Source organism: Malacoplasma muris (assembly GCF_046774425.1).
GTDB lineage: Bacteria > Bacillota_I > Bacilli_A > Mycoplasmatales > Mycoplasmoidaceae > Malacoplasma > Malacoplasma muris.
Genome location: NZ_CP177248.1, coordinates 1,012,412 through 1,035,906 on the forward strand (window position 1 = coordinate 1,012,412; position 23,495 = coordinate 1,035,906).

Here is a 23,495-nt window from a genome sequence, read left to right on the forward strand (position 1 = left end):
TTACCTTGTTTCTTTATGTAATGTAGCTTTTCTACACTTTGGACAATATTTTTTTAATTCTAATCTTTCTGTCCTATATTGATTTATTTTAGATTTATAATTTCTTGATAAACAATCTTCACAAATCATAATAACATTTTTTGACATTATATTTTTGCCTCTTCTATTTTTGACTCATTCTTTTCTTGAAAATATTTCTTTTTCATCAAAAAATAATTAATTATAGGAAGTAACATAAATAATAATAACATAATAAAAAAGACAATTGAAACTTCTCAAAGCTTTAGTTTAAATGGGTTACTTGGCCCAAATAACACTCCTCATGAACTATGGTAATTTGGATCCAAAAATACTCTCACAATATTTTCATAAAAAAATTGATAACCAAAGACAATTGTTATACCAATCAAGGAAATAATTGATATTGGCACAAAAAAGTATGTATTAAATTTGTTAACTTTAACTTTATTAGTAATGTGATTAATTAAGGTGAATAAAACAATTAAACCATATATAAAGAAAAAGAATAGAGTTGCATAATTTGAAAATCCATCAACAAATGCATCATGATTAAAAGATGAGGATAGAATGGTTAATAAAACAAGCCATATTACTTCCACAATTAAAAATAATATTGTTCCAGCTAATAATTGTCTATTATTTGCAACAGACAATAACTTATTACTTCCAATTATTAATTTATCATTAACAAGTTTATCAAATGATCTTATTGCAGTTAATATCATTGAATTGCATACACCTAATATTGATACAAACATAAATACACTAACAATATATTGAAAAATTATTTGAGCTGTTGGATTGTTATAAAATATTAAATCAAATGTCTCACCAATTGAACCTTGACCTATCAATATTTGAACAACTGTTATTAGTATATAGAATATTGAAACTAATACCATTCCAACAACTATTGAAATAGGAACAGTTTTTTTAGATTTTGCCTCTAAACCTATTGATCCTACACATGTAAAAGAATCAAACGCAAATAAAATAGCAGGAAGAGACGCAAATATTCCAACAGGACCTAAATTTGGTAGCTGTGGAGAATTATTTATTTTTTGCCCAGGCTGGGATGGTTTAAATAGAAAACCAGCATTATTTTCATCAAATAAATTATTACCATTTTTTAAATACACAAAACCTAATACAATTATTAAAATAATTGGAACAAATTTTAGTGTTGTTAGAACTATTTGCGATATCTGAGAAACCTTAGTAGCAAAATAATTTAATGCTACTAATATAAAAAATATCCCAAATGTTAATAACATAATAAATCCCATATGGACTTTACCAGATAGATTAAATATATTAAAAATTGCTTCAGATACAAAAACAGCAATACATGCAATCAATATACCTAAGTAAAATAAATTAAAATTTATTTTTACTACATATCCTAGTTTTTTCCCACATAATTTATTGGCTCATCCACCTATTCCGCCTTCAGGGTCTGCTGAAGATGCTTCTCCAAAACAAATGGCTGTACATGTAGAAATAATTGCAGCAATTATTCAGGCAATTAATACATTAATACCATAATTGTTATTTGCATTAAATACAGAAATATTTTTAAAAAAAATGCCTATACCAACTACACTACCAACCAAAATAGAAATTGAAGTGATTAATCCTATTTTTCTTGTTGTCTTTACTGAAACTTCCACACTACCTCCCATCTATATTCACAATTCATATTAATGAATATATAAAATAAAAAATATCCTTTTTTAGGATATTTACTAAATATTATAGTAGATTTTTTAAATATAGCTATTTAAAAAACATTTTTATATAAATTAATTAAAATAAATTTTTGCCTGATCTTTCATTCTCTGCCTAATATAATACAATCTACTTCTTAAATATTTTATATTTTTATTGTATTTTTTACAAATGTCTTTTATAGAAAACTTATCACTAGCTCATTCAAGAAAAATTTCTTTTTCATCTTTAAAATTATTATCTAAATAATTACAAATTCACTCATATTTGAAAACATTTTCATTTTCATAATTACTTAATGAATCTGGAGTTTTTTCTAAACTATCAACACAATTATTTAAGTAATCAAATCTGTCATCATCATAACTTCTACAGATGTTCATTATATTATGTTTATAATTTGAAAATGATCTACAATTATCTAAAAATCTATTTCTAACAAATAAAAATATAAAGCATTTAAATTTTTTATTATTATAATATTTATAAATGTCACACCCTTCTTTAAAATATATGGTTATTAATGAATCTACATCATCTTGAGTATAATACTTTGAAATTGATGTGTTTCTTAAATATTTGTATCCAGAAATTTTTAAATTATTTAAATACTTTTTTTCTAACAAATTATAAGCAAAATAGTTTTTTGATTCATTATATAAATATAATAATTCATTATCATTTAATTCTACATTTGATGACACTTTATACCTCCAAATATTATTTATATATAATTGCATATAAAAGGATTCCAAGACTTACGCTAACATTTAAAGATTGAACACTACCAATACTCATTGGTATTTTTAGCTTTAAATCTGAATTGTCTAAGACAACTTTAGATATGCCATTATTTTCATTGCCTAAAATTAAACATATTTTTTCAAAATCAAACTTTGAAGAATTTAAATCAACACTTTTATCATCTAAACACGAAGATAAAACTCAATAACCTGATTCTTTTAGTTTTATTATGACATTTGATAAATTAGATACAGATAGCATTTTTACATGAGAAATTGCACCCACACTTGTTTTAATAACAGTATCATTTATTTGAACTTGATTCATTTTTTTGTATATAATACCATCAACACCAAAACAACTACATGTTCTTATTATCGCACCAAAATTACCAGGATCTTGAATGCCATCCAACATAATAATTATTTTTCTTTCAGAATTAATACTATTTATGTCTGAAATAAAAGAATTAAAGTTATTATAAAAATTATTTTCTTTTAACTCACCTATTACAAATTGGTGATTTCCATCAAAGACAGAATAAAAATGGTTATCTTTTTTATAACATATATTGAAATTAATTTTCTTTTTAAGTTCAAGCAACTCAGGAAAATCATGTTTTAAATAAACAGTTGATATTTTATTTTGCTTTATATTATCTAAAACACCTTTTTTTCCTAAAACATATTTTGACATATTTCTATTTACCTTTCATTTTAAAAAAAATTCAAATTTTTATTAAAATTTTATTAATAAAAATTTGAATTCAAACAATTAAATTAATTTATTTCTAATTAGTTCTTTTCTTAGTACATCAGCTTGGACAAAATTTCTATCTGACTTTAATTTGTCCCATTTCAATAATAAATCTATATTTTGATCAGTATGAATATTTTCTATATTAATACCAAGTACATTTAATAAAGTATATAGTATGTTATATTTCAAATTTAATGTATCATATTCTTTTTGTCTTAATGCTATGTGTGCATTTTTTATTTCTGCATTAATAAAAGTAATTGTGTTTGGAATGTTTAAATCATTTAATAACAATTCAAAAATTGATGGGCTTAACATAACAGGTCTTAATTCATTATTTATAATAAGATAGCTTTTGAACATATTAATATCATCTATTATTTTTGAGATATCCTCTTCTGCTTGTTCCATATATTCATCAGCATAATTAATTGGATTTGAATAACCTGTTTGATAAAAAAATCATCTAATGGCATTACCACTGTATATTTCTAATAAATCTTTAACATACACACAATTATTTAATGATTTTGACATTTTAGTGTCATTAATTGTTAAATGTCCAACATGAACTCAGTTCTTTGCTATAGGAACATTGCAAAGTGCAATATTTTGAGCATTTTCATTTTCATGATGAGGGAATTTCAAATCAACACCTCCACCATGAATATCAACAGATCTACCAATATATTTATTTATTAAGTAAGCGCATTCAGTATGTCACCCTGGTCTACCATATGAAAACTTTGTTTTTCAATTTAAGCCTGATTTCGTTTCTTTTCATAAAACAAAATCAAAAGGAGATTTTTTTGATTTATTTTCTTCAATTCTTGCACCAACCTCTAAATCATTTATATATTTATTAGAGATAATTCCATAGTCCTTAATTTTATCTATTGAAAAATATACATCACCATCAACTTTATAAGCAAAGCCTTTTTTTACTAAAAATTCTATATATTTAACAATTCCACCAATATGTTCAGATACTTTTGGAAAATAAATACCTTTTGAAATATTTAATTTTTCCAAAATACTTTTATAATGTTCTAAATAATAATTACCAATTTCTAGTTCTGTTTTATTTTCTAGTTTAGCTTGCTTAATAATTTTGTCATCAATATCTGTAATGTTATGAACAAAATTAACATCAACTTTAAATGTTCTTAATAATCTTAATAAAACATCAAAGACAACAATTGGTCTAATATTACCAATATGTACATGATTGTAAACTGTTGGACCACACACATAAATAGATAATTTATTATTCATAATTTTTATAGCTTTATTTTTTTTCTCAATTGAACTAAATAGTTTCATATTTTCCTCTTATTTATAAACTATATTAAGTATAAAGCAAAGTTAAAAATTTATCTTATGATAATTATTAAAAAGATAAATAAAAAACAAGAACAATTGTTCTTGTTTATAATTTAATATTTTTTATTGTAATTCTTTTTATATTCTTCATTAAGTCTATTATCAAGTTTTTTAGCAATTTTTTGTCTATTTTTTCTATCCTCAATTACACCTAAGATAATAATAGGTATCAATAGAATTGTTGCAGGCACAATAACTGATGCAGCAACAATACCTCAATTAGTACCTTCATTTTGAGGTATAAATTTGGCAAACTGAGTATATAAATTTGATGAAGATAATATTTCAGCTCCTGCACTTGTTAATAATCTAACTTTTACATTTAATAAACCTTGAGCATCATCTGGAATCAAATCAACTTCTTTTACATATGAATTAGCATTTGTAAAAGAATATAATTTTGCTGCTTCTTCTGGAGATACTTCACTTGGCAATTTATTTCTTAATAAAGCTAGATCTGCATTATTTGAATTATCAGAAATCAAGTTAATAAGTGGTGTTAAACTTTGATTATCATTACAATCAATGATTGTGCTAAGTGATAAAGAAGTATCATCCACTTTTATTGTTGCAGTAACTGTTAATTCACCAGTGCCATCATTTCCTTCTAGGATTATACTAATATCAGAATCAGTAACTTTATTGCTTAAATCTGTAGACACATTAGCAAAAACATTTAATTTTTCTTTATTAGACATAGAAGTTGCATTTATAGAATTAATAATATCTGATGGTCTAGAATTTTTATAACTTTGATTATCAGTAGTTATTTCATAAAAAGATTTTCAAACAACCATATCAACTGGTTCTTGAGACTTTTTAAATCCACTATATGTATAGATAAAAGATTTTTGTGGATAAACTGTACCATTTTCAACATAGTTTTCAATTGTAACAATAACTTGAACTGTACCACTAATTGTAGATTTATTTAGAGTAATATTAGATGAAGTTATTTTATTTTTCGTTTGCTCTGCACTACCATTAAAAATATCAAATTCATTCATCAATCTATCAGCTGTAATATTTAAAGGAGAAATATTTGAAATATTATCAAGACTTTCTTTGAATTTAAAAGTATCATTAGTTAATTGTTCACCTTGAGCTTGTGCAAAACCTTGAAAAATTGCTTCAATTGAAGAAGAACTAAAACCAGGTAATTTTTCTCCATCCTTAGTTACATCTAAAACAATTTTTAATGTACCATAAGTGTCATTTCCAATAGCACTAACTTTTATAGTTCCATCATTAATATAAGATACAAAATAATCACTAAATCTTGCAAAAGTTTCTAAGCTAGAAATTACACCACTATTATTTCCTGTTGATGAATTTAGCTTCGATGCAATAGTAGATGCACTTTGTCTTTTTAAATCATCAGTCATAACTTCAACATTTTCTTTAAACATGAAATATACTGAAGCATTAGCATTTGGATTTGATAAAAATATAGATGGAGTTTCAAATAAAATTCTTACATTGTTTGAATTTGCTAATTTTGGTATTGTTATATCTATTTTTGCCTTACCTTCTTTATCATAAGGGATAACATTTATTGTTCATTCATTTTGATTTGAAATCACACCAGAATCATAATTTGCTTGTTGACTAAAAGCAGGTCCAAAAATAACAAATGAATTAATTAATTCTTGTGGATCAATTGATGAAGGCAATTTAGCACCATATTTAGCTAATAAAGAAGTTTTTAAATTGGCATTTTCTGGTTTATCTATATATGTAGTATCAATTTCAGTAATACTTGCTGAACTACCCAAAGAATTGAAATAAAAATAATTACTATAGTCAAATGCAAAAACTTTATTTGCAGTTAATGCTTCACCTTGTGCAGTTACTTCTCACATATATGGAACTGTAACAATAACTCTCATACTACCTGTACTATCATTATATGTAGATGTAATAGACTCATTTGTAACATTTTCTAAAACAACTAAATAGTTTTTGATTTCATCCTGTGTAATTTGACTAGGTAGTTTATTTTTTATAAACACAGGTATTGGTTGTTTTTCTTGACCATTTTCATCTGTTTCATTTGCTGCATAAACTTTAGAAATTGCATTATTAAATTTATAAGTTTGACTAGCCAAAGTAACTTCTTTAACATCAGTTTCTGAAGTTATATTTCCATTGTAATCAATCTTTCTTAATTTTTGCTTAAATGTTAAAGTAACAGTATATATTTTATTGTCAGCAGCAACAAAAACAGATTGTGAAATACTGATTGAAGGAGAAATACTTAATCTTGGATCTTGAAAAGTTACATCCAAAAAATCTTTATATGACTCACCATTACCCAAATAATTTATAAACTCTGATGCATATGTATTACCTGCTGCAACTTTTTGACTTATAACAGAAGGAGCAACTTCAGATTGAGATCTAATATTAAATTTTATTGGCAACTCAAAAGAATCTGTTTGAGCCAATTTATCTCATTGACCAACAAATGTATTTCCATTAAATTGACCAAAAGTTGAATCAGTCATTTGTCCAAATCAACTAGCACTACTTGGAGATGTAACAATATTATAAATATCTCCTAATTGAATTGTACTTTGTTTGAAATTATATAATAATACAGGAGATTCAAATTTTAAATCATACTGAAATACTTGACCTTTTTTGTCTAAAAATACATAACCTATTAATTCACTAGTAGCACTATACAATTTACTAACTGTATATAAATCAGTCATACTACCAGTATTATTATTTTCTATTTTTGTTGTTTTATACTCAGTTGTTGTACTATTATCAGCTAAATTTAAATTTAAATAACCATAATAACCTGTTGGTTGACTTGAATCTTCTTGAGAAAAAAACATCATGTAATTTGAACTATTATTTTGGCTTAATGTAACAGTAATATTAGTATTATCTTTGAATGGAGTTGTAGCAGAATCTACATTTATTGTTTTTATAGAATTAGCACCATTATTTTGATCTACTGTAAAATCAGTAGTACTTAAAGTTGGTACTTTTAAAGTAAATAAATATTTATTTGAATTAGCACTAGTATAAGAATTTGCTTGAAAAATAAAATAAGCATTATTACCTAATGAATTAGATCTATATGCAAATATTGGTTTATATTCTACATTATCAGTAACTTTATTATCAAATAATGTTGAAGAAACACTTATTGTATATATCGACTGAGTATCATTACTAGTTGAAAAATTAGATGTACCAGTAATCTTTCCTGATTTAATACTATAATCAGCAGCTGTAGATAATGTGATTTTTGTGAAATTATTTAATTGAAAAAAATGAATAGTGTGTGTTGCAGCTGCTTCTAATGTCATAAAATTAAATTTATCATTTGCAGTTGATGATAATTGTCTAACGAATCTATAATCACCAGCCTTTTGAGATTTTAAATCTTTCACATCATCTTCTCATTTAATTTGAAACAAAAAAGATCCTGAAGTTGTTGCATTTGTCGATGATAAAATAACAAATAAAGCTTTACTAACTAACTCTCCACCACCTGAATATAAAATAGATTCTATTTTTGTTTCACTATCAGTAGTAACACCAATCAAAGTAGCTAAATCTGATTTTTTTACTGATCATTGCTTTGAACCAGGAATAGAAACTGAATTTGTTGTTACTCCATTGTCTTCTTTTGATTGTGAAACAGCAGACAATCAAAATTTAGATATTATATCATTATTAAAAGCACTATTACTTGATGAACCAACTGATGCATATGAAGTGTATGCATCATCATATGCTTTATCTTGTTGTAAAGTATCCAAACTATAACTAATAGCGTTGCTTGATTTAGTCATATGTGAAGGAGTATTATACATTGTTACATTTGAATTATTATTAGTCTTTCAATTGTAATCAAAACTTGATGTACTATTTCTATTAACTATAAGTTCATTATTACTAGTTGAATCAACAGTTTTAATTGTAGGAAGAATAACTATAGGAGCTAAAGCAGTTACACCTAAAAATAATTTTAAATATCTTTTCATAAATATTTTTTTCATATTATTCTCCTATTTATTTTTTTTGATTTTGTTTTTTTAATTTTGCACGTCTAATTAAAATTACCACTAATGCAGCAATTAATATAATACTGATAAATAATGCTAATACAACGCTTAATACAACAGTTAGATTTAATGGAGCTACATAAGAGTTTCCATCTGTTATTTTTGTTTGAACAAATCCCTTTAACTCAATTTTAAAATTTCTATTTGCATCAGTTGTTTCTTGATTATATTTTGTTAAATTAACTTCAACAACCAATGATTTATTTTCAATATTAGGTGTTATAGTAACATCATCAGGATTTATTTCTTGTCCACTAAAAGCAGGAATTTTTGATAAATACTCTTTAATAACTAAATCTTTAGTAACGTCATTTAAATTTGTTGATAATAATGTTTGAGATACAGAACTTATTGGAATTCAACTAAATTGAGTAACATTGTTAATTCCTTCATTTAAAAAACCACTATAAACATTACTTTCCACATTTGTTCCATCTTCTATTGAAATATTAATACTTCCAGTAGATGGAATTATGTTGTAAATTACTGATTTATCATCAGCACCTGTAACAAAAGTAGATAATGGGATTTCTTTACTAAATAATTTATCTGCAACATCTACAACAGACATTTTTGAAATATCACCAAGAGCTGTTTTAACTTCATCTTGTGATTTTCAAGTTATACCAGAAATAGAACTATTATAACTTTTAAGAGTAAAGATTTTTTCTGTTTTAAATCCTTCTACGTAAACACCATTTTGATCTTTGTATCTTTCACCAGATCAAGAATCAAAAGTTAAACTTACTTTAACAGTTTTATCTTCAGCAGAAGTTGGATTTATTGATCCACTAGTTGAAGCTGATTGACCATTTCCAAATTGTATATCAACAGTTCTATCTTTTGAGTAGACATCATAAGAACCATTAATAAATTGATTAGACAAAGCTTTAATAAATTCAGGATCATTTTTATTATTTTGAAAGTCATTAACAACTTTAAAACTTGATGAAACACCAACTAAAGATGAATCATTTTTTCAAGAAAACTGTAAAGTTTTATTTGCATCAGGATTTACTTTAAATGTACCATCAGGATATGTAGTAGATTTTTCCTCTTTAACTATGCTATTAGTGTAAACATCATACTTACTATATTCATACACTAATTTTAAAGATCCTTTTGAATCATCAGCAATACCTTCAACACTATTAATTCCAATTTGAGAAATTTCATTTTGACTTAACCCTGTATTAGTAGCAAAATTAGCTTCATCAACATTTTGTCCATAATACATTAATTGTGCTATTTTGTTATTACCTGTTGTTGTTGTGTTTAAGTACAAACCTTGTGTTAATAACGACAATAAGGCATTTGAATCTGAACCACCAAAATTAACAAGTTCACTTGGAAATAAGTCTGATAAAGTTCCTGATAAATTATTTTCACTACCAACTAAATATTTATTTAAAGGGTTACCTTGTTGTTGTGTATCTATATTTAGTGATTGAACTTCATAATTTGCTTTTTCAACAAAATCCATTGTTGTACTAGCAATATTTGAATCAGTTGACTGTAATCCTCTAATTTTATATTGTCTTTCAGATTGTGTTGGAACACTTCCACCAACTCAATCTGTAGCTGTAGTAGCATTTGGAAAATTAATTGTAATATTAACAGACCCATATTTTTTATCACTAGCTTCAGAATTTGTAATTGCTTGTTTAGTTAAAGTTGCGTTTGTAGGAAGTTTAAAATTTTCTCCACGTTCAACCATATTTAATAAAACATCATCAATAGTAAGAGTATCATATGTTTTTTTAGTGTCTGCTAAAAATTGAGAAATCTCATCAACACTTCTTCACTTAAAATTGTATTTATCTGGTATTAATAATCCTGAAAATTGTTGAGTAGATCATAATGCATTATTATTCTTTAACTCAACTGTGCTGCTTGAAACAGGAACACCATTTTGAAATTGATTTAAAGTTTGTTTTACTTTAAATTCAACATATCCATTAGTTAAATGTCTATCTTCAATTTTCTGTATTTCAATGTTAATAATTGCATCATAATGAGTAAAACTTAATAAAGACTTTATTTGTTCTTCATTTATTTCATTTGGTCTTAATTTACCATAATATTCTCATGTACTTATATTATTACTATCATATCTTCAACTAGCAGTTGTTTGTGCAGTATTACCATCAACCACAGCATGTTGATTAACATCAGTTAATGGTTCATTCGACATTGGTAAATTTGAAATTGCAAAAGCTGACCCTACCGAAATAGATGCTAATGAAATTAATGATGTTGTTCAAAGAGATATTAATTTAGTCTTTTTCATTTTGATACACCCCATAAAAATACTATTTTAATAAATTATAGTTGAAAAAAAGGGTCAAATCAAACCTTACAAGCAATTTTTTAATTCATTTTTTTAAAAATATAGTATAATGCAAAAAAACCTTTAAATTTTAAAGAAAATTTAAAGGTAATTTTATTATATTTCTTCTTCAGTAATATCAATTTCTTTGAAGTAAATATCATTATCAATTTCATATTCATCAAAAGATAAATTAACTTTTTTAGCTTCATATCTATTTGATTCCAATGGTTCAGTAATTAATAAATTATTTTCATAAAATTTAGCATAACTATCAGTTGAGTATTTATATAAATATTTAATAAGTAAACTAACATATTTTGCACTAACTGCTTTTTCATCATCTATAAATAATCCATCAATGTGATCAGATTTAACTATTTCTTCTACATCTTCACTTAAAAAATCACCGCCATACAATAATGGTATATGATTACCAATATAGAATCCATATTCTTCTCTTAAGAAATTTCTAATAACTTTAATTGTATCAACAATAAAAGTTGGTGTAGGTCTCAAACCAACTTCTCCTACAAATGTTGGCTTATAAACAATTAATAAGTTTTCTGCTAAGTATGATTTATTAATAAATTCAAGAGACTTTTTAATTTTTAATCTGATTGCTTCTTTAGTTGAGTCTTTTAATAAATCTGTTCTAGATTCATCAATACACAAAACAACTTTCATATTGTTTTCTAATAATGTTTTAACTTTTTTGTTTACTAAAACACTTGATTCATTAAAAGTTTTTGTTACTTCAGGATGTCCTACTATAACTGTTTTGATTCCATAATCTTTAAGTTCAATTCATGAAGTAGAACCTGTATGATTACCTACAGTTACAAGATCTGTATTTTGAGCAATAACTGAAAGTCTTCTTTTTTTAGCAAGATTCATCGTTGGTAATAAACCAATATAACTTGGAGCTACTAATAAATCCACATTTTCAACCTCAGAAATATTATCTATAAATTTTTTAATAGATACATAATCAGCATTTAATTTTCAATTAGCAATAATCTTTTTTTGTCTCATAACTACCCCTTATATTAAAGATCACTTTCTTTATTAGAAATCTTTTTGTATCACACATTACTTAAATTAGAATATTCTTTAACTTTACTTCTTGATTCTCTAAACTTTCTTTCATCAATAACCATGTTTTCAGCATCCAATGTGAAGTTTTGAGAAATATTTTCTATATTTTTAATTTCATCATGACGTTTTTTATTTCATATAGTAGTTAAATCATATGCTGATCTAGTACTAATTATTTGATCAACTTCTTTTAATACAAGTGGATCAATATCTTCTAATAATGGTGAAACATATTCATCATCATTGTGATCATTAACATCAATTGATGGATAGTCAAAGAAACCGTCTTCTCTAACTTTTTCATTAACTAAACTTTCAAAATATTCTTGAGAGTCTAAATCTAAATCCTCAAAGAATTCACCTTCATATGATATACCAAGTAAAGCAGTATTAACTCTTTTACCATATTTATTATCATATTTATTCATAGTTTGAACAAGTGATTTAACTGCATCTCTATTAAATGAATTAACTTTACGTTTTCATTGTTGATAAATAGAAACTATTTTTCTTACTAAATAATTAAGCATATATTGTTCAGCTTCAAAAACATCAGTAATTTCTTTTTTATTTTTAAGAATTTTTTGATTTTCTAAATACTTAACATTAAATGCATGTGCTTTATCTTTACTTTCTTCAACCAAATCAATAACTTCTAAAAATGCTTCATAATAAGAAACTATTTTGTTGAAATCTGGATTTGCTAAAACATTATCATTTGCATCTTCAAAAACTTGTTCTTCATCTTCTGCTGGGACCCTAGAACCAAAATATTCTTGATAAATACTACCAACTTCATCTTTAACATTTATATAGAAATCAACAATTTTTTCTGCATCATTTGTTAAAAGAACATCTTTTTCTGATTGAAATAATCTTTCAAAATATTGATAAGGCTCAATGTTAACATTTAAATAATTAACAATTTTTTTAACACTACTTTCTGGCATTGATCTATCAAGTGATGGTAATATCTCATTTTTCACTTTATTAAATCATTTATCATTTCTTTTAATTTGAGTCTTTCATAAACGGTTATCAAAAAATCTATATGTAAAACTTGATAATTTTGATAATTTAATTTCATCATCAAAAAGTGTCATCAATAATTTTGAATAATTATATTTAAATCCTTCAAAATCTATTCCATTATATGAAACATAATGAAGCAATTTGTCAAAAATTAACTTTCTAGCTTCAGGAGTTGTGAATAATCTTTCATGTAATTTAATTATTTCTTTTATCACAACATATTGTTGTTTTTGTTCAAGATATGATTTATTTTTTTCAATATCAGAATATAAACATAATTGTTCATTAGCAAATTTTTCAATAACTGGAACAGCTAACTCATTTTTTCAAACATTATAGTGATCTGCTAATTTATCATGAATTATATTCATATTATAATTTCTAGTAATTAATGATCTATTATAAATTTCTTGGTCTAAACTTTTAATCCCTAAAGAAACTAATAATGTTGCATAAACTCCAATAAAATTTGATCTTAAACTTTTTGCAGATAAATCACCATTAGTGAATACAAAAGGAACAATAGAATTTTTTATATTTGAATTTATTTCAAGTTTTTTATTTAACATTTTTTCACAAATACCATATGGCGAAGTAAATGCCATTACATTCCCAGTAACTTTTACATAATTTATTAATCTACCAAGATTCTTATCAAAATTTTCAATTGCAAATTTTAAAAGTTTTAAATTTGATTCTTGCGCTGCTTCAGCAATTGTTGGTATGTGTAAAATTATAAAATCATATTTTCCTATAGCTTTAATAGCACTATCAATTATTAATTTATTTGCAGAGAAAATGTAGTCTAAAGAATTTTTTGTATAATCAGTTTTAATTATTTTCTTTGTAACATTTTCATCTTTTTCATATCCATAATACTTATTTAAAAAACCTTTTTTATGACTAGTTGATATTACAAGAGTTTTCAAATCGTTTTGACTAGCTATATTTGTAATAGCCATAGAATTATCATATGGACTGTACATTAATGAATTTACATCATATCCATAAATTGGAGATGTAGATGCTATATAAAGATCAATAAATTTTCTCTCACTTTTAATTAAGTGTAGTAATGGTGAAAAATTGTCATAATCAGAATCAATGAACAACACAGCATCATTTTTATCTAAATAATATTTATCAATGTTTGAATTATATGCTGGCAAAATGTCTTGATCTTTTACTTTATCAAATAAATTTTGAATAGCATAATTTTTTGCTAAAGTAAAACTATTATCACCCATTCCACATAAAACATCAAAATATTTATTTACATTAATAGAATTTTTGTAATCTCTTCCTTGTTGAATAAAAGCATTATTTCTACCAACAATTGTTCCTATTTGAATATTTCTTTTTACTAAATATCCTTCTATTTCTTTTAGTGTATTTGAAAATGAATATTGAAAAGAATCTTTTCCATCTGCAATTAAATGTAAGACAGGTTTTAAACCTTTCTTAATTAAAATATTTAATATATATTTAAAATTATCTATTAAACAATGATGAGTGTTTTTTGATAAAAGGAAAAATACATGAACATACTTAGAATTTGAAATATTTGCATGTTCTACCAAATCATTAAACATTGGATTATTAATTAAAGTTTTCTTTTCTACTTCTTCCTTAATTCTTTCATTCAAAGTTAATACATCTTTATTACCATGTAACATTTGATAAAAATTTTTATCAATATCTGTTGAAACAGAATCAAATTCTTTTTTTATGTTTATTTTACTTTTCTTTTTGGCATTAGATAATGTAGCTCATGGATAAATACCAGATATTAAATAATTTATATTTGGTTTATCAGCAAGTTTTAAACAATTACCTTTTCATTTATTATTTAATCCAATACCATCAACACTTAAAAATAATAATGTATTTTTCATATATTTTTCCTTTTTATTATCTATCTAATAAATCTTTAATTGTTCTAACATTTTTAGATTTTTTAACTTTACTTTGTTCAGTCAATCTCGAATCAAGTTTTTTAGAGAATTTTTTCATATCTCTTCTTACTAAATACAATTTAATAAACAAAATAGGAATCATTAAAACTACAATAGGAATTCCAAATGCCAATCCAAATATTAATCAATTAGTTCCTCTATATTCTGGAACATTAGTTTTAAAACCAGAATAAGTTGCATTTGATTCTGCTCTTACTTGACCTGTTGAATCAACAAGTTTAATGTTTAAAGACAAAGTTCCCTTAGTATCATCAAATGAAGTAGTAATTTGTTTTTCAAATGCAATACCAGAAGTTAAACTATATAGTTTTCCAATATCTGTATCAGTAATTTCACTAGCTAATTTATTTTTTATTGATTCAGCTGCTTGACTGTCATTTCTAACCATAATAATTCCAAAATCAGTATTGCTTGTACCAAAACCACTAATTGTAGAATTAAATACTTGAGTTTTTTGATTCATCAAAATACTTGCAACTATAGTTATACTTCCTAAAGAATCATTAAAACTTAAATTAACTTCTAGTGGTTTTTGGCCAGTAGTAGTTGTATCTGTATTTGTTAAATAAGTTTCTAAATTTTTTGTCAAATTTGAAAAAATTCTTAATTGATCTAAAGGTTCTGGGTTTGTTGATTTAATTTGAGAAACAATATCGCTTGGTAAACCTTGAGTTCTATATTGTTGGTCTAATTCATCATATGATTTTCAAACAACCATATCTAATGGATCAGCTGTAGCTTTTAATCCATAATAAACTCTTGTAAAACGTTTTTCTGGAACAATAACCCTTTGCATAGTACCAGATACAGTTCTTTGTTCTTCAATTCAATTTTTAAATAAAATAGTAACTTCTAATGATCCATTTGTATTAATAGGAGTAATACTTATTTGTTTTTCTAAAGAAGATGCACTACCACTATAAACAAATACATTTGATACTTTTAAATCATCTTCTGTAACTTCACTTGGAGCTTTAGATAAAACTGTAGAACTTAATTGATCTGCAAATTTAAATCCTGAAATAGCAGCAACTACATTTGTATTTTGTCTATTGAATCCCGTGTACACTTGAGTAAATACTTTACTTTCAACATTTGGTAAATCCTCAGTTAAAGTAACAGTAATAGTTGTAGCACCAGCTAAATCATCACCTTTAGCTTGAATTTTAATTAAATCTTCACCACTAGAATTTTGTGTAGTCAATAAATTTCCAAAATAATTTGAAAAATTAGCAAACCTTGATAACACATCTCTTTTTTCTGAACTTGATGCGGAAGTAATAACACTAGCAATTTGTGTAGCTTGATATTTTTCATATGTTTGGTTATCACTAACTTTATAATTTAAAACTTCATCATTGTTTTTAAACATAAAATAAAAGTTTTCATTTGCATAAATATTACTTTTAAACACATTGGCTGTTTCAAAGCTATAAGTAACATTAGTTTTTTCTCCAACTTTTGGAAATACAACTTCAACAATTGCAACACCTTCTTTATCAATTGGAGTTACTGTAATATTACTATCCGTTGGTAAAATAATTTCTCCTGAGTTAATTAATGCAATATTAGTATAAGCAGCACCCATTTTAACAAAATCAGCTAAATAATCCTCTTTAGATACTTCTGAAGGTAATGTTGTACTATATTTTAATTTTAGAGTATTTGAAATATCTGTATTGTTTGTATCTTCAATAAAGGATTTTGTTACTAATGAAACACTAGTATCATATAAAGCTAAAGAATCTGATTTAAAGAAAGGATTACCTTCACTACCAAAACTATAAGTCAATATTAATCCTGATTTCAATTGCCCATTTTGTCACATATAAGGAACATTAATAGTAACATTCAATATTCCATTAATATCATCTGGACTTAATGTGTATTGAAGACCATCAACATTAGATGTTTTAAATAAATATTTTTCTACATCTTTTAAAGTTACTTTGCTTGGTAATAGATTTAATAAAGATGTTGGTATTTGAGTTTTATCTGTTACTTGTTCAATTTTGCCATCACTATTTACAAAATTATAAGTATAAGTTCCTAGAGTAGCTTGTTTATTAGTATTAACTATATTACCATTGCTATCTCTTGATCTTAAAGTTTGTTTAAATGTTAATGGAAGACTATATTCACCTTCACTATTTTTATTTAAATTTCCAGGAGTTATAGTAATAACAGGTTCTGGAAATCTTGTATCATATGAATTAATCCTTAAAAAGTCTTTATAACTATTTGCATTTGCTAAATAAGCATTCATTGTTGAATCAAGACTTGAACCATCTGATGATACTTTTCTATATTTTACACTTGGTGATAATTCATCATTTGAAAGTAAACTATAATTTGCTAAAATCTCAGTAAAATTTGCTGTTGTTGTACCCAATTTGCCAATTAATGTATTTCTATAATAGTCACCAATTGTTCCATCTGTATCTTGTGGGAATCAGTCATATGATAATGTAGAAGTTGAAAGATAGTAAACAGTTTGTTGAGTGAAAGATGCTAAAATTGTTTCAACATTAAGATCTTTTGTTAAAGATATTACTTTATTTGAAGAATCTAATGCTAAAAATCCTGTAACAGTTGCATTGTCACCATATAAAGGGGCAACTTGTAAAATATATCCTCCTTTTGTTGGATAATTATCTTGTCTAGTAGTTGTTAATCCTAAATCTGATACTTTAAAATTTGATACCAATATACTGTCATTGTTATCAGCACTACCTGTTGCAGCATCAGTTTTAGCTTTTACTATTACAGAGAAGTTAGTTGCATCACCCTTATCAACTAAAGCTAAACTTAATTTCTTAGAATTACCAAATTTAGTAACATCATCAGTTGTTAATGTGTAACTTACAGCATTATTTGATTTTAAATTACTTTCTGCTAGAGTTCCATTATTGAATTTTATTTTCACAATTGCATGAGATTTAACATTTGCAGCAACTGCATCTGCTTGATATGCTAGTATTAAATTTCCACTAATAAACTCATAATCTCTTAAATACATATTATTAGAAAAATTTGAATTAGAAATAGCTTGTGAAATAGTAAGTGTTTGAGTTGTTGGTGTAGTTGATGCATTAGAAAAATGTGTATTATTTACATTATAAAATTTTATTGTTTGAGCTTGATTAGCAGTTGTAATTTTAGATGCTTCAAACAATAACAAAGAATCTGTTGCATCATCTGCAACAACAAAATCTTTAATATTATTTCCACTAGCAATAGTGACTTTTTTATTTGTTACAAGTTGACCAGATTGTCAATCATATTGTAATATATATGCTTTAGTAGTATCAGTTACTAAAACATATAAATATCCTGTAGTTAATAAACTACCACTTGAATATTGAATTGCTCTAATAGTTACACTAACATCAGATGAACCTGTATCTGTTTTAAGTTTATCTTTCTTTATAACTCAATGAGCATTACCAGGATTAGTGTCAAATAAACTATATTTTGTAATTTGGTCAGGAGTAGTTGAAGAATTAGTACTTGCAGTTAAAATTGCATATGAGTCATTTGATTTACTCATAGCATAATAACTTTTTTGTGTAGTTTCAGAAGGATCATTTCCACTAATATTGATTATATGACTTGGATCAGTAGTTGATGTCACTTTAGCATTATGACTAACACTATTAACATTTACATCATTGTTAATAGATTTTGTTGTATTTGCTAAAGGGATTGCAATACTAGTAGATAATGCACTTGAAATTAATAATCCTGTTATTAATAAAACTTTATTCTTTTTAATTTTCATAATTACTCCCTTTTTAAATTTTTTAAATAAATATAATTTATTTTAATTTTTTAGCTTCTAACTTAACTTTATCTTCTTTGAAACGTCTAATTCTTGCACGTTGTGCTACCATTGCAATTAATACAAACACTAAAATACATGTACCTATAGCAGCAATTGGAATAGATATTAAAGCAGTCAAATCCTTAGGTGGAACTATATTTGCATCACTTGTATATTTTGTACTTGCAAAACCAGTCAATTTAGTGAAAAATTTTTGCTCACTTACTGTAATATTTGGGTTTGCTTGGTCAAAATTATAGATTGTAACATCCACTTTTAAAACAGTATCACCTTCAACTTTTATATCAACATTATTTTCATTAAGTGTTTTATTAGCAAACATAGGAATGTTTATTAAATAATAATCAATTACATCTGTCTTTGTTACTTCATCAATTGGGATTGATAATAATTCTGAATTTATTCCTGTACTTGGAATTCATGCAAATTCAAGAATATCAGAAGTTTCAGGTGTCTTTTTCATTCCCGAATAAATTCTAAAATATGAACCTTTATAACTTTTTGTGTTATTAATTTCTTCATAAAATGATATTGTTATACTAATTGTTCCTTCTCTATTGTTAGGAACATATGATACCTCATGTTTAGCAGTATTATTTTCACCTAATGTAAAAAATGCTGCTTGCTTAGTATTAATAGTTGGATCATTTGGATTTTCAGCTGCTTTTATATCCATAACAATAGATGATGGTGTAGTATAAACATATGTTGGATTAGAGGCAATAAAATCATTTTGTGTTTTAAAATTAACTATATTACCTTCAACTGTATAACCATCTAGTTTGAAAATCTTAGAAGTTTTAAATCCTTCTCTAACAGCTCCAGTTTCATCAGTATAAAATGCTCCATTTCAACTATCAAAAGTTAAAGTTATTATAATACTTTCTTCATTTGAAACAGTAGGTTCATAATTGCCAGTTTGACTATTATAAGTACTTCCATTTTCAAAATCTATTGAAACAGTTCTTGGTTTGTCATAAGTATCTTGAGTTCCTGAAAAAAACTGATTACTTAATAATCTTAAAAAATCTGGATCATCAGAATTTTTCTTAGAAGAATTCACCATATCTAATGAACCACCTAAAGGCATTAATGCTTCTTGTGATAATCAAGCAAATTTTAATATTTTATTTGCATCAGCATTTGTTTTAAATGTACCCGCTGGGAAAGTTTGTTTCACTTCCTTATCAACATTTTTACCAGTATAGATGTCAATACTAGTAAATGTATATAAAAGTTCTAAACTTCCATCTACATCATTAGGTATAGTTCTAACTTTTGTTATCTTATAATCATCAGCAGATAAACCTGTTGTAGTAGCAAAATTTGAATCTGTTACATCAAGACCCATATATTTAATCTTAACTATTGGTTGATTAGTTAAATATGTTCCTTTTGTTAACATATTTAATAAAGCAGTTTGTTGAGTTGGATTTGTATTATCAATAACACTTACAAATTCTGAAGCTGTTAAATTTTGAACTTTATTTTCATTTGGTTCTAATGCATTTTTAAAAGCATTTAAATCACTAATTGTTCAATCACCAATATTTTCTGAAGTAAATTCTAATGACATTTCATTAGATAAACCATTTGTTGACTTAAAACCTCTAAATGTTTTTTCTGATGTTATTTGTTGATTACTATTACTAGAAGTTGTTGTTACTGAACCGCTAAAAGAAACAGAAACTTTTTTTACTCCATAATTTGCTGCTTCACTACTAACATCACTTATTGTTACAGTTATCTGATCATCAGGTGGTAAAACAGAATTTCTTGAAACTAAATTATTTAATACTATTTCCTTTGTCAATTGACTAGCTGTAAGAGTTGTAGTTTCAAAAAAATTCTTCATTTCTTCATCTGATGCTCATTCAAAAGAATATTGGTTTTTAACTATATAAGTTGATAAATAAGATGCTGTGCTTGTATTTCATTCATCACTTTGACCATTTTTAATTAAAGTTTCTTGATATGAACCATCTGCTTTTTTTAAATTTTGATAAACTTTAAATCTAACAGTACCATTAATGCTATCTTCATTTGTTACTTTTGATTTAACAACATGTCAATTACTAGCAGAACCATTTGTTATTTTTAAAAATAATTTAATGTCTTCATTTGTAAAATCTTGAGGAGTTTTAGGTGTAAAAGGATTTGATTCAAATTGTGTTTTTAATTCATCTGCTGTTCTGAAAGCAAAAGATGCTGCTGTTTCATCAGTTGCCCCACCAGTGTTTCAATCTTTTAAATTATTATTTTCAATAGAAGTTAAATTACCTTTATTTAATGTTAATAAAGAAGTTGGCACAGCTGCAGCCACTGAAACAGTAATAAAGGTGCTTAAAATCATTGTAATTTTTCTTTTTGATTGCATAACATCTCCTAGATTACATTAGTCTTATAAATAATTATAAAATATTAGTAAGACCAAATCAAATGCCAAAATGTAAAAAAAATTAAAAAAAATAATTTTTTATGGTATAAGCAAAACATTAGAAAAACGCCATTATATCAAATAGTTGAAAAAAAACAAAATTTACAGTAGTTTTATAATAAAAAAAATAGAAATATAGATTATTATAATTTTGTAGTTACAAAATATAGGATAATTTAAATTAGTCTTCCACCTATTTGCATTGTTTTAAGACTTAATTACTTTTATTCATAACTGTAACTATAAAAAATGAATAAAGGATATTTTAATGAAACTAAAAGGTTTAAAATATGTTTTTTGTATTTCTGCTAGTATAATATTCCCTTCATTACTTATAACAAGCTGTAGCACTAATGTAAATGATAACAAAAATCATGTACATACAATTTTTCATACCAATGATGTACATGGTAGATTAACTGAAAGTACAGCAAAATATAATGAGTGAATGGGATTAGAAAAAATTGCAACATATACTAAAAATCATAAACATGATCTATTAATTGATGCTGGTGATCTATTTCAAGGTTTGCCAATTAGCAATTTAGATAGTGGTCAAACAGCAACTAATATTTCAAATTATATGGGATATGACTTTAAAGGTATAGGAAATCATGAATTTGATTTTGGATTGGACAATTTAAAAAAATTAACTGGGTTAAACACTAAAGATAAAAATGATATAAATTATTTAGCTAACAATATAAAATTAAAAAGTGATAGTAGTTTATTATTTAAACCGTATGAAATTACAAATTTATCGGATGGAACAAAAATAGGAGTGATAGGAGTTGCAACACCTGAAACTGCTACTAAAACACATCCAAAAAATATAACAGGAATTGAATTTACAAATCCTATTAATGAAACAAAAACAAGTGTTGAAGAATTAACAAAACAAGGCATAGACATAATTATAGCAATATCACATTTAGGATTAGACCCAACTTCAGAATTTACAAGTGAAAAACTTGCAAATGAAGTTGATGGTTTAGATATTATTATTGATGGTCATTCACACACTACACTTGAAAATGGTAAAATCATTTCTAAAACAGGTCAGCCAAATAATACTTTTATAGCGCAAACAGGAAGCTACACACAAAATTTAGGACAAATAAATTTTGAACTTTCAGATGATAAAAAGTCTTTAAAAAATGTTGATATTTCTTTAATCAATTATAAGAATATTGGAGTAGAAGCTGATAAAAAAGTTCAAGAATTGGTTGCTCCTTTACAGACTCAATATGATACTTATTCTAAAACAGAAGCATTTACTTTCCCTGCAAATGAGGACATAACATTAGTTTCTATAAGTAATGAGGGTCAAAATCCAGTTGAGGAAACTAGAAATAGAGAAACTAATTTAGGTGATGTGTTTGCTGATGCACTTGTTTATGATGCAAATGATAGAATAAAACCAAGCACTCAGATTAATACATCATCAACAGACACAACAAATACTCCATCTAAAATTGATTTTGCCTTTATAAATGGAGGTTCATTTAGAGCTAACATAACTGGAACCGATTTAAATGGCAAAAAAGTTGTAACAAATGGTGATGTAGATTCTACAAGTCCTTTTGGTAACACTCTAGAAGTTGTAAAATTAGATTCAAAAACAGTTTGAGATATTTTTGAACACTCAGCAAAAACAAAAGGATCAGGATCATTTCTTCAAGTATCAAAAGAAATAGAAGTTACTTATCAAATTGATTCTAATGATGCAACAGGAGCAAACAACACTGTACAATCATTAAAAATCAATGGAGTTGAAGTTAATAAAGATGACACAACAAAAACATACTTTGCAGTAACAAATGATTTTTTACTAGCAGGTGGTGATGGTTACAGCATGTTATTAAATAAATCTGCTGGAATATCAGGTGAATCAGTTTCTGAATCATTTAAAGGATTTGGTAAATATCTATCTACTAATGAAAATAGTTCAGATGCCTCTGTGAAAAAATGAGTAGATTATAAAACACAATACCCAACTAATAGAATTAAATTCGCTAATAGTACTAATATATAGAAAATACAAAAGATAAAAAAT

Annotated in this window: 12 protein-coding genes; 1 reads left to right on the forward strand and 11 read right to left on the reverse strand. The window is 25.4% G+C overall.

What is annotated here, in order from left to right; all coding sequences use genetic code 4:
* From rpmG to ACLFO7_RS04350, 11 genes are all read right to left on the reverse strand, one after another.
* Positions 1-147, reverse strand: a complete 147-nt coding sequence (rpmG, locus tag ACLFO7_RS04300) for a 50S ribosomal protein L33 (protein WP_412032271.1) — start codon at positions 145-147, stop codon at positions 1-3.
* Positions 147-1,691 carry an APC family permease gene (locus ACLFO7_RS04305; protein ID WP_412032272.1) on the reverse strand — a complete coding sequence of 515 codons (1,545 nt, stop codon included), beginning with the start codon at positions 1,689-1,691 and terminating at the stop codon, positions 147-149. Before ACLFO7_RS04305 ends, rpmG begins: the two co-directional genes overlap by 1 nt.
* 132 nt (positions 1,692-1,823) lie before the next feature.
* A complete protein-coding gene (locus ACLFO7_RS04310; protein WP_412032273.1) occupies positions 1,824-2,453 on the reverse strand; it encodes a hypothetical protein in 630 nt (209 codons plus the stop codon).
* A 16-nt stretch (positions 2,454-2,469) separates the two neighbouring features.
* A complete protein-coding gene (gene rlmB, locus ACLFO7_RS04315; RefSeq protein WP_412032274.1) occupies positions 2,470-3,189 on the reverse strand; it encodes a 23S rRNA (guanosine(2251)-2'-O)-methyltransferase RlmB in 720 nt (239 codons plus the stop codon).
* Positions 3,190-3,267: 78 nt separating this feature from the next.
* Positions 3,268-4,575 (reverse strand): cysteine--tRNA ligase, encoded by a 1,308-nt coding sequence (gene cysS, locus ACLFO7_RS04320; protein WP_412032275.1) that lies wholly within the window; start codon positions 4,573-4,575, stop codon positions 3,268-3,270.
* A gap of 113 nt (positions 4,576-4,688) precedes the next feature.
* Positions 4,689-8,657: a lipoprotein 17-related variable surface protein gene (locus ACLFO7_RS04325; protein WP_412032276.1), complete on the reverse strand. Its 3,969-nt coding sequence runs from the start codon at positions 8,655-8,657 to the stop codon at positions 4,689-4,691.
* A 13-nt stretch (positions 8,658-8,670) separates the two neighbouring features.
* Positions 8,671-11,013 carry a hypothetical protein gene (locus tag ACLFO7_RS04330; protein WP_412032277.1) on the reverse strand — a complete coding sequence of 781 codons (2,343 nt, stop codon included), beginning with the start codon at positions 11,011-11,013 and terminating at the stop codon, positions 8,671-8,673.
* A 156-nt stretch (positions 11,014-11,169) separates the two neighbouring features.
* The gene (locus ACLFO7_RS04335; protein ID WP_412032278.1) at positions 11,170-12,087 is read right to left on the reverse strand and encodes a triose-phosphate isomerase; all 918 of its coding nucleotides are present in this window, start codon (positions 12,085-12,087) and stop codon (positions 11,170-11,172) included.
* A gap of 14 nt (positions 12,088-12,101) precedes the next feature.
* Positions 12,102-15,077: a hypothetical protein gene (locus tag ACLFO7_RS04340; RefSeq protein WP_412032279.1), complete on the reverse strand. Its 2,976-nt coding sequence runs from the start codon at positions 15,075-15,077 to the stop codon at positions 12,102-12,104.
* A 16-nt stretch (positions 15,078-15,093) separates the two neighbouring features.
* A complete protein-coding gene (locus ACLFO7_RS04345; protein WP_412032280.1) occupies positions 15,094-18,939 on the reverse strand; it encodes a lipoprotein 17-related variable surface protein in 3,846 nt (1,281 codons plus the stop codon).
* A 37-nt stretch (positions 18,940-18,976) separates the two neighbouring features.
* Positions 18,977-21,379: a hypothetical protein gene (locus tag ACLFO7_RS04350; RefSeq protein WP_412032281.1), complete on the reverse strand. Its 2,403-nt coding sequence runs from the start codon at positions 21,377-21,379 to the stop codon at positions 18,977-18,979.
* 328 nt (positions 21,380-21,707) lie between these two features.
* Between ACLFO7_RS04350 and ACLFO7_RS04355 the strand changes: the two genes are divergently transcribed.
* Complete coding sequence (locus ACLFO7_RS04355; protein ID WP_412032282.1) at positions 21,708-23,474, forward strand: bifunctional metallophosphatase/5'-nucleotidase; 1,767 nt, start codon at positions 21,708-21,710, stop codon at positions 23,472-23,474.
* Positions 23,475-23,495 lie beyond the last annotated feature (21 nt).